The organism is Streptomyces sp. NBC_01546 (genome assembly GCF_045208355.1).
Lineage (GTDB): Bacteria > Actinomycetota > Actinomycetes > Streptomycetales > Streptomycetaceae > Streptomyces.
Genome location: NZ_CP109379.1, coordinates 285,069 through 299,532, shown reverse-complemented (window position 1 = coordinate 299,532; position 14,464 = coordinate 285,069). Strand labels below are relative to the sequence as shown.

At 68.9% G+C, this 14,464-nt stretch carries 16 protein-coding genes and 1 pseudogene; 10 read left to right on the top strand and 7 right to left on the bottom strand.

All coding sequences use genetic code 11. From position 1 onward, the window contains the following. Positions 1–132: 132 nt before the first annotated feature. Both OHA89_RS01605 and OHA89_RS01600 read left to right on the top strand, forming a co-directional pair. Positions 133–567: a hypothetical protein gene (locus OHA89_RS01605; protein ID WP_257552374.1), complete on the top strand. Its 435-nt coding sequence runs from the start codon at positions 133–135 to the stop codon at positions 565–567. A gap of 34 nt (positions 568–601) precedes the next feature. After that, positions 602–808, top strand: a pseudogene (locus OHA89_RS01600) (hypothetical protein); the annotation flags it as partial. 40 nt (positions 809–848) lie between these two features. On the opposite strand, the gene OHA89_RS01595 reads toward OHA89_RS01600, so the two are convergent. Continuing rightward, positions 849–1,247, bottom strand: a complete 399-nt coding sequence (locus tag OHA89_RS01595) for a hypothetical protein (RefSeq protein ID WP_266615573.1) — start codon at positions 1,245–1,247, stop codon at positions 849–851. Between the two features lie 522 nt (positions 1,248–1,769). Here OHA89_RS01595 and OHA89_RS01590 point away from each other — a divergent pair. Beyond that, complete coding sequence (locus OHA89_RS01590; protein ID WP_266615571.1) at positions 1,770–2,177, top strand: hypothetical protein; 408 nt, start codon at positions 1,770–1,772, stop codon at positions 2,175–2,177. Between the two features lie 265 nt (positions 2,178–2,442). On the opposite strand, the gene OHA89_RS01585 is transcribed toward OHA89_RS01590, so the two are convergent. Further along, a complete protein-coding gene (locus OHA89_RS01585; RefSeq protein WP_406364965.1) occupies positions 2,443–2,706 on the bottom strand; it encodes a transposase in 264 nt (87 codons plus the stop codon). Between the two features lie 148 nt (positions 2,707–2,854). Between OHA89_RS01585 and OHA89_RS01580 the strand changes: the two genes are divergently transcribed. The 3 genes from OHA89_RS01580 to OHA89_RS01570 are packed head-to-tail and all read left to right on the top strand — an operon-like array spanning position 2,855 to position 6,053. After that, complete coding sequence (locus OHA89_RS01580) at positions 2,855–3,478, top strand: TetR/AcrR family transcriptional regulator (protein ID WP_266615569.1); 624 nt, start codon at positions 2,855–2,857, stop codon at positions 3,476–3,478. A 17-nt stretch (positions 3,479–3,495) separates the two neighbouring features. After that, positions 3,496–5,202, top strand: coding sequence for a PEP-utilizing enzyme (locus tag OHA89_RS01575; protein ID WP_406364963.1), 1,707 nt, complete (start codon positions 3,496–3,498; stop codon positions 5,200–5,202). Next, the gene (locus tag OHA89_RS01570) at positions 5,199–6,053 is read left to right on the top strand and encodes a PEP/pyruvate-binding domain-containing protein (RefSeq protein WP_406364962.1); all 855 of its coding nucleotides are present in this window, start codon (positions 5,199–5,201) and stop codon (positions 6,051–6,053) included. The genes OHA89_RS01575 and OHA89_RS01570 overlap by 4 nt, the downstream gene beginning before the upstream one ends. A gap of 214 nt (positions 6,054–6,267) precedes the next feature. Here the strand turns inward: OHA89_RS01570 and OHA89_RS01565 are convergent, their stop codons facing one another. Both OHA89_RS01565 and OHA89_RS01560 read right to left on the bottom strand, forming a co-directional pair. Beyond that, positions 6,268–6,648 (bottom strand): hypothetical protein, encoded by a 381-nt coding sequence (locus tag OHA89_RS01565; RefSeq protein ID WP_406364960.1) that lies wholly within the window; start codon positions 6,646–6,648, stop codon positions 6,268–6,270. A gap of 234 nt (positions 6,649–6,882) precedes the next feature. Further along, positions 6,883–7,731, bottom strand: coding sequence for an alpha/beta fold hydrolase (locus tag OHA89_RS01560; RefSeq protein WP_406364958.1), 849 nt, complete (start codon positions 7,729–7,731; stop codon positions 6,883–6,885). A gap of 112 nt (positions 7,732–7,843) precedes the next feature. Between OHA89_RS01560 and OHA89_RS01555 the strand changes: the two genes are divergently transcribed. After that, positions 7,844–8,365 carry a MarR family winged helix-turn-helix transcriptional regulator gene (locus tag OHA89_RS01555; RefSeq protein WP_406364956.1) on the top strand — a complete coding sequence of 174 codons (522 nt, stop codon included), beginning with the start codon at positions 7,844–7,846 and terminating at the stop codon, positions 8,363–8,365. Positions 8,366–8,476: 111 nt separating this feature from the next. Here OHA89_RS01555 and OHA89_RS01550 read toward each other — a convergent pair whose 3' ends face one another. Then, on the bottom strand, positions 8,477–9,751 hold the full coding sequence (locus OHA89_RS01550) for a CdaR family transcriptional regulator (protein WP_266615558.1): 1,275 nt from the start codon (positions 9,749–9,751) through the stop codon (positions 8,477–8,479). 244 nt (positions 9,752–9,995) lie between these two features. On the opposite strand from OHA89_RS01550, the gene OHA89_RS01545 reads away from it, so the two are divergent. Next, positions 9,996–11,339, top strand: coding sequence for a lipase family protein (locus OHA89_RS01545; protein ID WP_266615556.1), 1,344 nt, complete (start codon positions 9,996–9,998; stop codon positions 11,337–11,339). A 343-nt stretch (positions 11,340–11,682) separates the two neighbouring features. Here the strand turns inward: OHA89_RS01545 and OHA89_RS01540 are convergent, their stop codons facing one another. Continuing rightward, positions 11,683–12,435: an ASCH domain-containing protein gene (locus OHA89_RS01540; RefSeq protein ID WP_322975481.1), complete on the bottom strand. Its 753-nt coding sequence runs from the start codon at positions 12,433–12,435 to the stop codon at positions 11,683–11,685. Positions 12,436–12,887: 452 nt separating this feature from the next. Between OHA89_RS01540 and OHA89_RS01535 the strand changes: the two genes are divergently transcribed. Then, positions 12,888–13,625, top strand: coding sequence for a dienelactone hydrolase family protein (locus tag OHA89_RS01535; RefSeq protein ID WP_266615554.1), 738 nt, complete (start codon positions 12,888–12,890; stop codon positions 13,623–13,625). Between the two features lie 253 nt (positions 13,626–13,878). Beyond that, positions 13,879–14,013 carry a hypothetical protein gene (locus OHA89_RS01530; protein ID WP_266615552.1) on the top strand — a complete coding sequence of 45 codons (135 nt, stop codon included), beginning with the start codon at positions 13,879–13,881 and terminating at the stop codon, positions 14,011–14,013. Here OHA89_RS01530 and OHA89_RS01525 read toward each other — a convergent pair whose 3' ends face one another. Next, complete coding sequence (locus tag OHA89_RS01525) at positions 14,014–14,418, bottom strand: hypothetical protein (RefSeq protein WP_406364953.1); 405 nt, start codon at positions 14,416–14,418, stop codon at positions 14,014–14,016. Positions 14,419–14,464: the final 46 nt, after the last annotated feature.

The following is a 14,464-nucleotide window of genomic DNA, read 5'->3' as shown; positions in this document are numbered from 1 at the left end:
TAGGAAGGATGGAGTCCCCAGGTCGCAGCGATGCGGCGATGCGGCAGGGGCGGCATCATGATGACATAGCAACGATCAACTTGCGCGCGCATCTCACAAGTGTGCGATCAGAAGTCGAAGCGAGGGCGACGCATGAAGGTCAAGAACGGCGGAAGCGGGGTCACAGTGGAGGACTTCCCCGGCTACGAGGGCCATAGCTTCATCATCGGCTTCCCTGCGGGCGGAACGAAACCGAACGGGTTCTACGTCAAGGCCCCGGACGACCAGCCGGTGAGCGCGACATGGCTGCGCCGGCTGCCGCTGGACCGGCTGCTGCGGGTGGCAGCCGAGGTGAGGGCGGCGGAGATCGCCGTACAGGTGCAGCCCGCACCCGCGACCGAGGGCCGCCCGTACGGCGGGGGTGACGAGCACCTCGCGAAGGTGGCCGAGGTGTATCAGTGGGCGACCGAGCGGAACATCCCGCCCCGCCGTGCCATCGCCAGCAGGTGGGCCAGGTCGGAGGCGACAGCGGGACGGTGGATTGCCGAGGCCCGGAAGAAGGGCGTTCTACCGCCTGCCGGAAAGTGAAGAGCTCGGAGTTCACACTGGTCCTGCTCAACCCGCTACAGGCCGACGCGACCGCTGGGACGTCAGCGCCGTACTGAGCGTGGTGGCCGACGCGCCCGGTGAAGACCTCACGGAGCGCATCCTCTTCCAGCTTCAGCAGCCCCTCCACAGGGCCCCGCCCGAACACGGGAATCCTCAGCTAGACCCCATGGACGTGGTGGAGCAGCAGCTCCACGCGCTCCTCATTGCCACTGAAGTTTGACCACTATGCGCTTCGTGTCATCGAACCTTGACCGCCCTGGTCAGCCCGTATGCGTACCGGTCGAGGGCTCCTCGCCACCCGGCTGCTGCGGGCTCTCACGGTCGCTCGGGCCGAACTGCTCGGAGATGTTGCTCCACATGAAGCTGTCCCGCCAGTCCGGCGCTGCACGGGCCCAGCCGAGCAGGGCCCCGAGGACCTTCTCCTGGGAGATCGTCTGTGTCTGGTAGTGCAGCTCAGCCACGCCGTCCCGGTATTGGAGCTGGAAGGTGTTGTTCTCGCGGAGCAGGACCTGGATGTACCAGCTGCCGGGCCGCTCCTCGTCCACCCGCTCCAAGACCAGGTAAGCGTTCCCCCGTTGCAGGTCGGCCAGCATCTTCCCGATGGCCGGCTTGGAGGGCCGCTTCACCACATGGCCGCGTTCGTTGGTCGCAATCAGCATGGCCCGATCATTCAGCAGGGTTCTGACACTGCTCAGCGAGGCCCTGACCTGGGCGGTCAAGGTTCGATGGCAGTGGCAATCGGTCAAGGTTCGATGGCACAGGACCAACACGGCGAGGCGACTGCGGGGCTGGTGACGCCATGGGCCGCGCGGCACAGCTCCCTCATGTCCCCGGCTCCCGTCCCAGGTGTGAGCCGGGCTGGGCGGTGCGGCGCCAGGGCAGGGTTCGGCCGCGCCTTCGCCTTGGCTCGCGATGGCCAACACCGCCTTCGACACACCCGACGACCTCGACCGCAAGCTCCGTCACGAGTTACGCAGAATCCAACTCCGGTCCCACCACATCGACGGCTGCCTCACCGCCACCGGCCTGACCCTCGCACCACCGACCCACCCTCAAAACCTCAGTAACTGCCGCTGGCATATTACGCAGCAATGTGCGTGCCAGGCTGGGAAAGGGCGCGATGGCCCTGCCAAGATCGGGGAGTGCCCCAAGGAAAGCCACACCCGCCAGAACCTGCTAAATTGCGAGATCTCCTGGCCACCCTCTTTGAGATACATCTTGGCGTCGACGATCCATGTCTCGCTCTGTGGCCTGACTATCAAGATGCCATTGGCATTCTGGATTACGCCCGCCGGTTCCACTGCGCGCTACCTCCGGCGACCTGCGGGCAGCGCCACCGCGGTGACCAGGCCGGAATCCGACTCACCATCGTGCGGCACCTTCGCGCGGTGCTGGATAGGGAGGAGCTCGCAGCCATCGAAGACGCCCGGGCAGACGGCATGCAGTGGGCTGCCATCTCCCGATTGCTCGGGATGCAGCATCCTGGAAGCGCGATGAACCGTCGCGAACGCCTCAAGGCAGGGACGGAGCGCCCGGATGGGCGCCGGACGCTCGAGGCGAGAAAACGGATCTCTGACAACAACTACTGAGGTTTTCAGGGTGGGGCCACGCTCACCCGCAGGTCTTTTCGCGATCACCGTGGTCTTCTCGCCCGCCGCGAACCTCTCGCCGGCCTGAAGCCGTATCCCCTCACGAAACGCCCGACGCTCAGCGGTCAGGCCCCCCACCCTCCGGATACCTCATCTCACCGGCATACCGCAGGGATCATCAACCGTGACTACCGACGACAACCCGAAAACCTCAGTAGTTGGCACGTTGTGCATTCCGCCTGGCCTCCAGCATTTCGCCGGCCGGTCAACAGCCGGTGCGGGACAGGGAGAGCGTGGTGGTGCTGGGGCTGGAGCCGACACCGGCGAAGGTCGGGGGGTGCGGTCGAAGGCCGAGCGCCTGGCGGAGCGAGGGCGGCTGGTCCAGGAGGCGTCGGGGATGTTCAGCAGTGATGACGTGCCGCTTGCGGCCCGGGACCTTCTTGCCGCCGCCGTAGCCGCGTGAGGCGGCCGGCACCGACGCGGCGGCCCGAACCGACTGCGCGTCGATGATCCCCGCGCTCGGTTCCACCTCCCGGCCCTCGCGCTCACCGACCTTCCCACGCAGCCGGTGAGAGCCGGATGTCCGTCCAACATCTCTCTCAGCCTCCATCCCTCCTTGGGGGGATTATTCCCGTTTCTTGACAGTTTAGCGTGAATTGTAGTACTGTCGACGTGCCATGAAAGAGAAGCGCGCGTACGAGAGTCCACTGCGTGCCGGGCAGCTTGATCAGACCCGGCAGTTGATCCTCGCCGCGCTCACCGAGGCCATCGCCGACGAAAGCGTCCAGGAGCTGACCATTCCACTCGTGGCGGAGCGCGCAGGCGTCGCCGTCCGCACCGTCTACCGGCACTTCCCGACCAGGGAGGCGCTCTTCGCGGCCTGGAGCGGGTGGGCCCAGGAGAATCTGCACGTGCTCACGCAGTCCTACCCGGACACCTTGGACGGGCTGCGCCGCGTGGCGCCGGAGCTCTACCGCTCGTACGACGAGCACGCACCGCTGATCCTCGCCATGCTGAACTCCAAGGCGGCCCGGCCGCTGCGGGAGCAGGGCCGCAGGCACCGGTTCCACTCGGTGGAGGCGGCGCTGGCCGAGCTCACGGCGGAGGCCGACCCGGTAGCCCGCCGCCGCGCGGTCGCCGTGCTGTACCTGCTGGTGAGCGCCCCGGCCTGGCAGGCCATGCGGCTGCAGGCGGGGCTGGACGGGGCGGAGGCCGGCGCGGCCGCCGCCTGGGCGGTGCGGGTGCTCACGGACGAGCTGCGGCGAGACCCGGACGGCCCGCTGCGCGACCCGGGTAGATGACCGGCGAGGAGGAAGCCATGAGCATCGCCACGGAACGCACTTTCGCTCCACCGGGGCCGGGTACCTGGTTCCTGGACCCGACCCACTTCACCCGCCCGGTGACCAGGTTCCACGCCGAGATCTTCATCGAGGAGATGCACCGCGGCTTCGGAGAGAGCCTGCGCCGGTACGGGTCGCTGCTCGAACGGCTGGACTGGGCCTTCGTCAACGGTTTCTGCTACTACCATCCCCAGCCGCTGGGAGCCCCGCCGGACGCCACGGACCACCCGCCGCGAGAGGTCTGGGAACGCCTTGCCGCCGTTCATCCCGAGATCCGCGCCAGGCTCTCGACCAGCGCGACCGTCTTCGAGCGCAAGCTGTGGCGCGAGGACCTGCGCCGCTGGGACGAGGAGGTCAGACCCGGGCTGCAGCGCGAGCGGCGCGAACTGCAGCAGGTCGAGCCCGGTCTCCTCGATACCGGCAGTCTGCTCGCCTACCTCGACCGGTGCCGGGAACACCAGCGCCGAGCCGGCTACCTGCACCACCTGTTCAACATGCCGGCACTGCTGCCGATGGGCGATCTGCTCGCACACTGTCAGGAGTGGACCGGGCGTACCAGCGGCGAGATCCTGGCCCCGCTGGCCGGATCGAGCCCCGACCCGCTGGCGGACCGGGAGGAACTGGCCGAGCTGGCCGCCGCCGTAGCAGCGGACCCCCGGGCGAGCGAGCTGCTTGCCTCCCCGGCGCGACCCCAGGAGCTGCTGGCGGCGCTGGGGGCCGTCGCGGGACGTACGAGTACCGCCCTCGCCGACTACCTGGAGACGGCGGGCTGGCGCCCCGTCAATGGCGAGGACGTGGGCGATCCCTGCGTGGCGGAGTTGCCCGCCGTCGTGCTCGCGGCCATTCGCTCGGCGGTCTCCTCCTCGACGAGGCCCCAGGCGGACGCCCGCGTCGACCAGCGCGCCTACGCGGCGGCCGACCTTCGCGCCGCCGTACCCGCGCCGCACCGCTCCCGCTTCGACGAGCTGCTCGCCGAGGCGCGGTTGGTCTCCCGGCTGCGCGACGAGCGCGGCTCGTGCGCGGACCTGCCGGCCATCGGACTCACCCGGCGCGCCATCCTGGCGGCCGGCCGACGGCTCACCGAGCAGGGCCGGATCTACGCACCCGCCCATCTGGCCGAGGCTGGCTACGCCGAGCTGCGCGCCCTGGTCCATACGGGCTCCGGGCCCGACGCCGCAGAACTCGCCGCCCGGGCGCACTACCGCGACCACGCCCGGTACGCAGACGCACCGCCGATGCTGGGTCCACCCCCGGGCGACCCGTTGCCGCCTGATTGGCTGCCGCCCGCCGCGGCACGCCTGGAACGCGCCCTCGGGGCCATCGTCCTTGCCATGTTCAGCAACCCGGCAGCGCGGACCGAGGGGCGGACCGTGCACGGGCTCGGCGCGAGCCCGGGCGTGTACGAGGGCACGGCACGGGTAATCAGCGGCGTGCCCGAGTTCGACCGCATCCAGCCCGGGGACGTTCTGGTCACCGGCGCGACCACCACGGCCTTCAACATCGTCTTGCCACTGCTCGGCGCGATCGTCACCGATCGCGGTGGGGCGCTCTCCCACGCCGCCATCGTCGCCCGGGAGTTCGCCATCCCCGGCGTCGTCGGATGCACGGATGCCACGGCAGTGATACCCGACGGCGCCTGGGTGCGGGTCGACGGCAGGGCCGGAGAGGCGGCGGTGGTCCGATGACCGGTCCGCTGTCGCCGAGCACGTGGTCCGCCCCGGTGCCGCTCCGCCTGGCCACCGACGAGAGCCGGTACGGCGGCAAGGCCTCACAGCTCGCGGCCGCCGCCCGGGTCGGTCTACCGGTACCGGAAGGAATCGCCCTGGAATGGCTGTTTGTCGACGCCGTCGCAGAAGGCGACGACGAGGCGCTCGCCGCCCTGCACGTGTCGACCACCGACTTGCAGGGCGGCGGGCTGGCCGTGCGTTCATCCGCACTGGGCGAGGACTCGGCCGCGGCGAGCTTCGCCGGACAGCACCTCACCTGCCTCAACGTACAGGGTCCGGACGGGCTGACCGAGGCGGTCCGAGCGGTGAGAGATTCGGCGCGCTCGGCCGCCGCGCTCGCCTACCGTGAGCGGCTCGGGCTGCCCGGCCTGCCCAGAGTGGCAGTGGTGGTACAGGAGTTGGTGGTACCCGAGTGCGCCGGAGTCCTGTTCTCCCGAGACCCCCTCGACGGCTCCGACGTCCTGGTGATCGAGGCGAGTTGGGGCCTGGGCGAAGCCGTGGTCAGCGGCCTGGTCGTACCGGATCACTACCGGGTCCGCCGCGACGGCCGGGTGATCGAGCGCACGGCAGGCATGAAGGACCTGGCTGTGGAGCCCGCGCTGGTCGGCGGAACGAGCCAGGTCCCGGTCCCCGCCGACCGAATTCACCGACTCTGCCTCGACGAGACGCGGTTGGAGAGCCTGCGGGAACTCACCGCCCGCTGCGAGCAGGTCTTCGGCGGGACGCAGGACCTGGAGTGGGCCTTCGTCGCCGACCGTCTCCGTCTGCTCCAGCGCCGGCCGATGACCGGGGCCGTGCCGCCGCACTGACCCCTGCATAGCCACCCACCTCAGCTCGGGACGAGCGTGGACTGCTTGTGGTTGAAGATGCTGGCGGCGTCCCAGATGGGGCACGACCCAGAGAGGGTCAGTCGAACGCTGTAACCATGGTGGTTGGGGCTACTGACGGGCCACTGGGAGTCGGCCGTCGAAGGTGATCAGGAATGTTCGACCTACGTTCCAAGATCGGTTGAGATAGGACTTCTCAGGTCCGTTGGTGTTCGAGGATTTGGGTCTCGAGTTCGGCGATCCGTTTGTCGGCGAACCGGATGTTGTCGCGGGCTGCGGCCAGTTTGCCGATCAGCGACTTGTTCTCCGCGGCCAGTTCTCGGACCCGCCTCTTCAAGGTGCCGTTGTCAGTGGTGATCCGGACGATGTCTTCCTCGGTCCACTGGGTCTGCAGGTCCTTGATCTGGCCAAGGAAGTCGCCGATCTGTTCGCGCTGGGCGAGGATCTCGGCGTTTGAGGCCTTGAGGGCATCCTCGGCGTTGAGCGCGCGCTCGCGCCAAGATGCCCCCATGGCAGCCTGCTCGTCCCTGCGGTCTTGGAAGCGGCGGCCAGCGGCCCGGCTCATCGCCTCGCTCACCAGGGTCTTGGCGTCGGCGTGTTCGTAGAGGAAAGTGCGGGAAAAACGTCCGCCTGGCGGGCGACGGCGGCCATGGTGATCGGTGTTCTGGTCTTGGCCAGCCGTTGGAGGGTGTCCTTGATCCGCTGCAGGGCCGCGCCTGTCTTGCGCTTGTGGACAGGGATTGAGGCTTGTCCGCTGTCCGCTGTCCGCGGCTGAGCGCACGCTGTGTCCCTTCTGTGTCTGCTGCTCGGGTCACCCCCTGAGGAGGTCCTTGAGCACCTGGGCTGTCGCGCGGGGGAACGCGGTGTTGCCGTTGTGCCCGCCGGGGAACTGGACTGATTCCGTGTTCAGTTGCGCGGCGAGTGCCAGTGCGCAGCGGTAGGTGTGCACCGTGCGCCGGGTGTTTCGGCCCGTCGCCGGGATGATGCGTGTTCCGGTCCGCGCCGCGGCCTGCACCGGTCGTGCCGGGTCGAGGGCGTCTGTGGTGACGGCCGTGAATTCCGTTCCGATGAAGAACTCGAAGTTGGCCGTTCGGCGGGGTGTCAGCGGCTGGGGGGTGAGGCCTTCCTCTGTCTCGTCGTGCTCCGGGTCGATGCCCAGGTGCCGGGCGATCGCCGGGAACGCCGCCGGCAGACCACCGGACGTGAACGCATCCTGGATGGCCGTCAGTTCCGCCACGTGCTCCGCACGGCCCGTCTCGGACAGTAGGTTCGGCATCACGGGCTCGTGCGCGATCAGTGTGCGCAGTATGCCTGGGTGGCGGGCCACGGTCTGGAGGCCTATGGCGGCACCCATGCTGAACCCGGCCATCAATGCCGGCCCATCGGTGACCTCGGCGAGCAGGCGCGCGACGTCGTCCGCGTGGTCGGCCATGGTGACGGGGCGGGCGGGGTCGTCGAGCGTGCTGCGCGAAAGGCCGCGGCGGTCGTAGGTGACGACCGTGAAGGTGTCCGCCAGGTGCGGGACGAGGTCGACCGTGCGGTCCGCGTCGCCCTCGCCGCTCTGGGAGATGAGGAGGACGGGGCCGCGGCCCTCGGTCCGGAAGTGGAGCGTGGAGCCCGGGACGGAGAGTGTGCGAAGGGTGGCGGCGGTCGTGGGCATGGCAGGTCCCCTCTGATGGTGTTGTCGGCCTGGGGCGGCTGACGACTCGAGCGTAATCCATCGAAACAGATACATCAAGATGGATGCATCTGTTTCGATGTACTCTTCGTGTATGAACGGAGTCGAGCTGTTCCTCCTCGGTCGCACCCTCATGAAGATCGGTGAGCAGGCGATGCCCCAGGTGAAGTCCGGTTCGCCAGGGGCGACCCGCTCGGTGCTGGTCGTCCTCGGCGACCTCGTATCCCACCCGGGGACAACCGTCGGCGAAGTTGCCGAGCGGACAGGTCTGCCACAGAGTCAGGTATCCACCGCGGTCGCACGGCTGGAGACAGCCGGCTCGGTCGACACTGAGCCCGATCCGGCCGATCGGCGACGCCGGCTCATTCGGCCCACCGCGAAGCCGTCCGGCCGGGTTGCCGAGGTCCGCGCCGCAACCATCGACGACGTGCTTGCCGCGGCTCTGGCCGACCCGGACGGCACCGCCCCGGATCCGGGCGTCGTTCGCGAGGTCTCCCAGGCCCTGGACCTGCTGGCCCGGCGATTGACCCCGTCAATCGCGGTCCGTGGTCGCGCTCTTGACGCCGCTACAGAGCCACCCCATGCCGGACAGCGTCACAGCGCCCCTTCGGGCTGACCGACGGCAACCGGCCCCACCCCCCAAGAACCGCTGACCGGGCGTCGGGCCCGTCGGCGGGGGAGACGGCGCGTACGGGCCGGTCTTCCGACCCGGCGAAGCCGGGCGGTGTCAGCTTGCGTCAGGCTTACCCTGCAGTACGGCGTCGTGGGCGGCCAGTGCGGCGCGCAGCGTCAGCGCATCGGCACCGCGGGCAGCGTCCAGTCCGGTGAACTCGGTCGCCTTGCGCAGGCGGTAGTCAACCGTGTTTGGGTGGACCTGGAGCCGGGCCGCCGCCCGGCGCCGGTCGAGGCTGCACGCGAGGAACGCGCGCAACGTGACGAGCAGCTCCGGGCGCGCATCCAGCGGGGCGAGCAGCGCAGCGAGCCCTTCCCTGGCCGGGCCGGGGCGGCTCAGCTGGTACTCGAGCAGCACATCGTCGAGCAGGTACAGTCCGGGCCCTCGGCCGGACGCCTCCGCCACCTCGCGTACCTCCCCGGCCAACCGGGCAGCCTCCGCGACACCTTCCGGTGCTGCGGCTGCCGCCGCAGCCACCAGCTCGGCGCCGCACATCCGGCCGAGTTGTTCGACCAGCCGGGAGAGCCGGTCCCGGTCCGCACGGCCGAAGTCGGCGGCGGGCGTCTCGTACGGGATCAGTACAAGCCCGCCGTCGCCGGAGAGCACGGACAGCGGCACTCCCGTCGTCTGGCGCTGCAGTTCATTGCGCAGCCGCCGGAGTTTGCGGCGCGCCGCGACGGAATGGTTCACGCCCGGCACCAGCTCGTCCGGGTGCGGTCCCACTGAGATGCTCAACACCAGGTAGCGGGGCGGCAGACGGATGCCGGCGCGGTCGGCCGCGACCTGCGGGCTGCCGCCCTCCAGTAGCCGGGACAACAGCGACTGCAGGGCGACCTGTTCGTCACTGAGGGCCGTCTGCCGCTCCTGTACGTACCCGGCTGCGACCTCGCAGCTCACTAGCCGCAGATACGCGAGCAGTTGGCGCTGGACCAGCAGCACGTCGCTCAGGTCACCCGGTTCGGCCGCCGAGAAGACCTGGGCGGCACACTCCTCCGCACCCAGGTGATAGGCACCGACCACGGCCTCCAGCGGCACACCTTCGTCGGCACGCCGGGCCGAGGACTCGCGAATCGCCGCGGCCTCAGCCTGCTCCGGCAGTTCGCCGGTGCACAGGACCGCGGCGAAGCTCCGGATGCCGAGGGTCACCTGCTTGGCGATGTCGCCGCTCAGGTGTTCCGCCGGCAGCGTTCCGTAGACGGGCAGCCGCTCGACGAGCCGTGCCATCACCGCACGCTCCAGCGCCCCGGTGGCGTCCTGGAGCCGCTTGTGGACCGGCACGCCGCCGAACTGCGGCACCGGGTCCCGTTCCACCGCGTTGGATCCGGTCACAATCCACCTCGCACATCTCTGTTCCCCGCCCCGGAGCCGCAGCCGCATACCGGCCCCATGATGTTTCCGGGACATCACCTACTGGTTGGTAACACGACTGGCCGGTGAATGGCCAGATGTGGCGGACCGCGGCCGCATCGTTCACCGCAATTGCCTGCCGGGGGCCGCCCGCCCCGACCTGACGCGCCGATGTACGGGACCTCGTGCCGGCGCGTCAGCCCCCCACCCAGGAATCGAGGAACGCATGACCAAGGCAACCGTTCGCCTGATCTCCGTCGCAGTCGCCACCGCGGCGGCCATGACCGCCGCGCCGGCGGCCACCGCCGCCGAGTCCACACCGGAAGCAGCGACGGCAACGGCGAGCGACCCGTTCTACGCCTATGGAGGCAGCGAGCCCCTGTCCGCGTTCGCGCCGGGCACAGTGCTGAAAACCCGGACGCTGCAGTACCACCTCGTCGGCATTCCCACGCCGCTCAAGGCAGTTCAACTGCTCTACCGCACCACCGACGCCCAGGGCCGCCCGGCTGCCAACGTGACCACGGTGGTGCGCAGCCCCACAGGCGACCGGAGCAAGGCGGTGTCCTACCAGTCGTTCTACGACTCGCTCAGCCCGGAAGACGGGCCATCCCGGGCGATCGCCGGAGACGTAACCCTGGGCGGCCTCATCCCGAACGTCGAGGCCCTCTTCCTGGCACCACTGCTGACGCAGGGCTACGACGTCGTCATCCCGGACACCGAGGGACAGCGAGCGAACTTCGCCGCGGGGCCGGAGTACGGGACGAACACGCTGGACTCGATCCGCGCCGCGACCAAGTCGGAAAAGACCGGCCTAAGTTCCTCCACTGCCTTCGGCCTCATGGGCTACTCCGGCGGTGCCATCGCGACCAACTGGGCGGCCGCGCTCGCGCCGAGCTACGCGCCGGACGTCAACCGCAAGCTGGTCGGGTATGCCGAGGGCGGCCTGCTCGTGGACCCGGCACACAACCTGAAGTACGTGGACGGCTCACTGGCGTGGTCGGGTGTCATTCCCATGTCGGTCATCGGAGTCGCCCGCTCCTACGGCATCGACCTCAAGTCCCATCTCAACGGCTACGGCCTGGAGGTCTACAAGGAGCTGGAGCACGGCTCCATTGTTGACGCCCTCGGGCGCTACCCCGGGCTGACCTGGAAGAAGATGGCGAAGCCGGAGTACGCCAACCCCAACTCGATTCCCGCGTTTCTGGAGGCGGTGAACAAGCTCAACCTCGGCTCCGCCGGCACCCCGTCCGTCCCCGGATTCATCGCCCAGGGCAACGCGGGCATCTTGGAAGGAACCTTCAACAACCATCCGGGAATCGGCACGGGCGACGGTGTCATGGTCACCGGAGACGCGCGGGCTCTCGCCCGGCAGTACTGCGCCACCGGCGAGGCCGCCGTCAAGTACAGCCAGTACGAGCTGCTCAGCCACACAGGCGCGCCCGTCGTCTGGGCGCCCGTCGCGCTGAGCTGGCTGGGTGACCGCTTCGCCGGCCGGTCGGCCCCGTCCGACTGCGGCCGCATCCCCGCAGGCAACTCACTGGACCCGGAAGAGCCCGCGCCGCTGTCCTGACTTTCGTGCGAGGTCCTGCCGCGCGAACCCGCGGCAGGGCCTCGCGTGAACACCAGACTGGGTCCGCTATCGCCCGCAGTGAGAGCAGTGGTTCCGGGAGTTGGTCTGGCCGGAGGTCGAAGACCTCGTGGTCGACAGAGTGGAAGCCGATGCCGAAGCAGTCCGGATCGAGGCCCGCAGTGATCGCGGCAACGTCGTCTGGTGAGGCGCATCGGCGCCGCCCGGGCCGGCGCTCGCGTACGCGTAGGCGACTTGTGCGGTGCGCTCCCAACTCGCCGTGAATATGGTGGCCCCCGTGCTCGTCGTCACCTTGCGGCCCAGTCGTTGCTGGTGCCTCCGCGGTTTAAGCGGCGCCTGTCTTGTCGTTGATCTGGAAGGTGATTACGTCGACTTCGTCGGTTCCCGCCAGATCTGGGTAGTGGCCCTTGAGGCCTTCCCGGAGTTCGGCTGCGGTCGTCAGCCCCTCGGCTTGGGCGTCCTGGTTGGTGAGGTCGCTGACCAGGCAGTGCCTGATACCGGTCACCTCTGCCGGCAGGACGACTTCGGGGTCGCTCTCGAACACCAGCCGTGCCGGCCCGAGCTGGGCCGGGTCCCGGAAGCGGGTGGTCTTGGTCTTGGCGCCGGAGCGGACGTCTTCGAGGTAGCGGGGGTTGAACCGGATGATCGGGGGACCGGCCGTCTCGGGGTCTTGGTAGAGCGATGGGTCGAGACCGTTCATGCCTTCCGGGGTCCATCGCTGAGTCAGCGGCATCAGGTCGGCGGCGAGAACGGACCTGGGCCCCGCGGGCGTGGGCACGATGACGCGCATGGTGGGGTAGTAGTCCACGAAGACCTGCCGATCGCGCCCGCACGGGCCGATGACCCCGCGCCCGTGGTTTCCCACGGCAACGATGCAGCGCATCTGGCGGGCGCCCTGGGCTCGTGCGGCTCCCAGAGCCACGAGTTCGGCGCAGGGTCCGCCGGTGAAGTGGTAGAGGTTCACGCCGGCGAACATCCGGTAGTCGGCGGCCATGACCGCGGCGCCCATCGTGTGGATGCCGTCTTCGTCGGGCCCGGCGTCGGTATGCGCGTCTATCGTGCGGCGTGCCAGCTCCACGAGCTCACGCTCGTCATCATCGAGAGCTCGTGCAGATGACGGTACGTACACGTTTTCAGCCTTCCCTTTCGTCAGCAGTCGCCAAGATCATTCCACGCCATGCAGGTGGGCTCCACGGGATTTCGGCTTGCCTTGACTGGGCCTCTATGGTGGCCTGTGGGCAGGGATGGAGCGCCCTGGCTGAGGCTGGTCGTGGTCACGGACGACGATCCCGGGCCGCGGCTCTGCCGTGGCTGTGGTGGCCCATTGATGCCGACGGTGAAGGCGGCGGCGGTGTTCTGCACGTCGGGTGGGGTGTGACCGAGGTACGCGCCAAAGGGCCAACGAGATGATCTTGAAGCCCTGAGCGCTCGGCCCCCGTATTTCAGAGGGACACGAGGGACACGCACGCTGTTCTGCCAGCGGCAGAACACCGGCCGGACCGAGCTCGACGATCACTACAGTCCAGTCTCATGACGACGATCACGACGCGTGCGGTCGAGTACCCGGCGGACGGTTTGACGATGATCGGGCACCTCGCGCTCCCGGCCGGTGTCGACCGCCGGCCCGCGGTGCTGCTCGGACCAGAGGGCATGGGGCTCAGCGACGTCGAGCGCCGCCGGGCCGATGCTCTCGCCGGGCTGGGATACGTAGCGCTGGCCTTCGACCTTCACGGCGGGCGCTATTTGGGCGACCCCGAGGAGATGCTGGCCCGTTGCATACCACTGCTCTCTGATCCCGACCGGATGCGGGGCATCGGCCATGCGGCGCTCGACGTGTTGCGCACCGAATCGCGGGCCGACCCCGACCGGATCGCCGCCATCGGCTACGGCACCGGAGGCGCCGTCGGGCTGGAACTCGGGCGCGACGGCGTCAACCTGCGCGCGATCGGGACAGTCAACGCAACTACCACGGGCCGACCGGGCGAGGCAGCGCGCATTCGCTGCCCGGTGTGGGCCGGGGTCGGGTCGGAAGACCCGATCATGCCGCCCGCACAACGGAACGCGTTCACCGCCGAGATGCAGGCCGCGGGCGTCGACTGGCGCCTCACGGTCTACGGCGGCGCCTTGCACGCCTTCCACCACCCGCCGGTCGACCACCCCACGGTTCCCGGCGTCGGCTACCACCCACAGCACGCGCAGCGAGCATGGCGCGACGTCGTCGACCTGCTCGCCGAGTGCCTGCCTGTGATGGAGGACCTGGGGGCATGACCCAGGCAAACATGCTGGTGCCAGGCCTGGTTGGCGTCGCGCACTGACAGCCTCCTCCCCTCAAGCCCTCACAGCCGATCCGCATTCGGACAGTTGTGCTGTCGTGGATACGTATTCCCAACTGTCGCAGTAAATACCGGATTTACTGCGACGGAGCCCTGGCCGTGATCGTCGCGACCTGCGGCCGACCGTAGCTCTTCACGGTCGCCGGACGGTTGTCGTCCAGGATCAGACCGCGCAGGTACGGGACAACATGAGCAACGACCGTCCCGTCCGCATCGACAACGGCGTACCTGGGGACGGTGTTCAGCGCGACGACCAAACCGACACGGGGCACATCAGCCCGGCCTTCGATCAGCTGGTGGCGGAGGTCAAGCGTCGAGGGTGACTACGGGGTGGCTGATGTCATGCCGATGGCACGGCGGAACCTTGCCCACAGAGAGGTCGGCGAGGTGGCGCCGGAAGCTTCGGCAGGAGAGCTGGTCTCCTGTGATGTGGCGATCTGCTCTGCTCGAAAATCATGGGCGTCTCCGCGGAACGCGACGGCGTCCTCCCCGATCCCGACTGTCTCCAGGAGGGTGTCCAGGGCCTTGTCGGCTTGCTCGTGCGGCTGGGTGAGCCAGACATACGAGACGCCGAGCGGATTGCCGTCGTGCTTGCTGATCGCGAAGCTGAAACCGTCCAGCCGGAACAGAACGACATCGAGCTCGTCCAGCCCGTCCCACGACCGCTCCACGTGCAGACGTAGCCGCTGAGCCACGGGCTGCACCGGCAACGCCAGCGCTCCGATCATCTGGAACAGCGGGGCGGAGTGCTCCCAGACGCTGTACTGGTTGGCG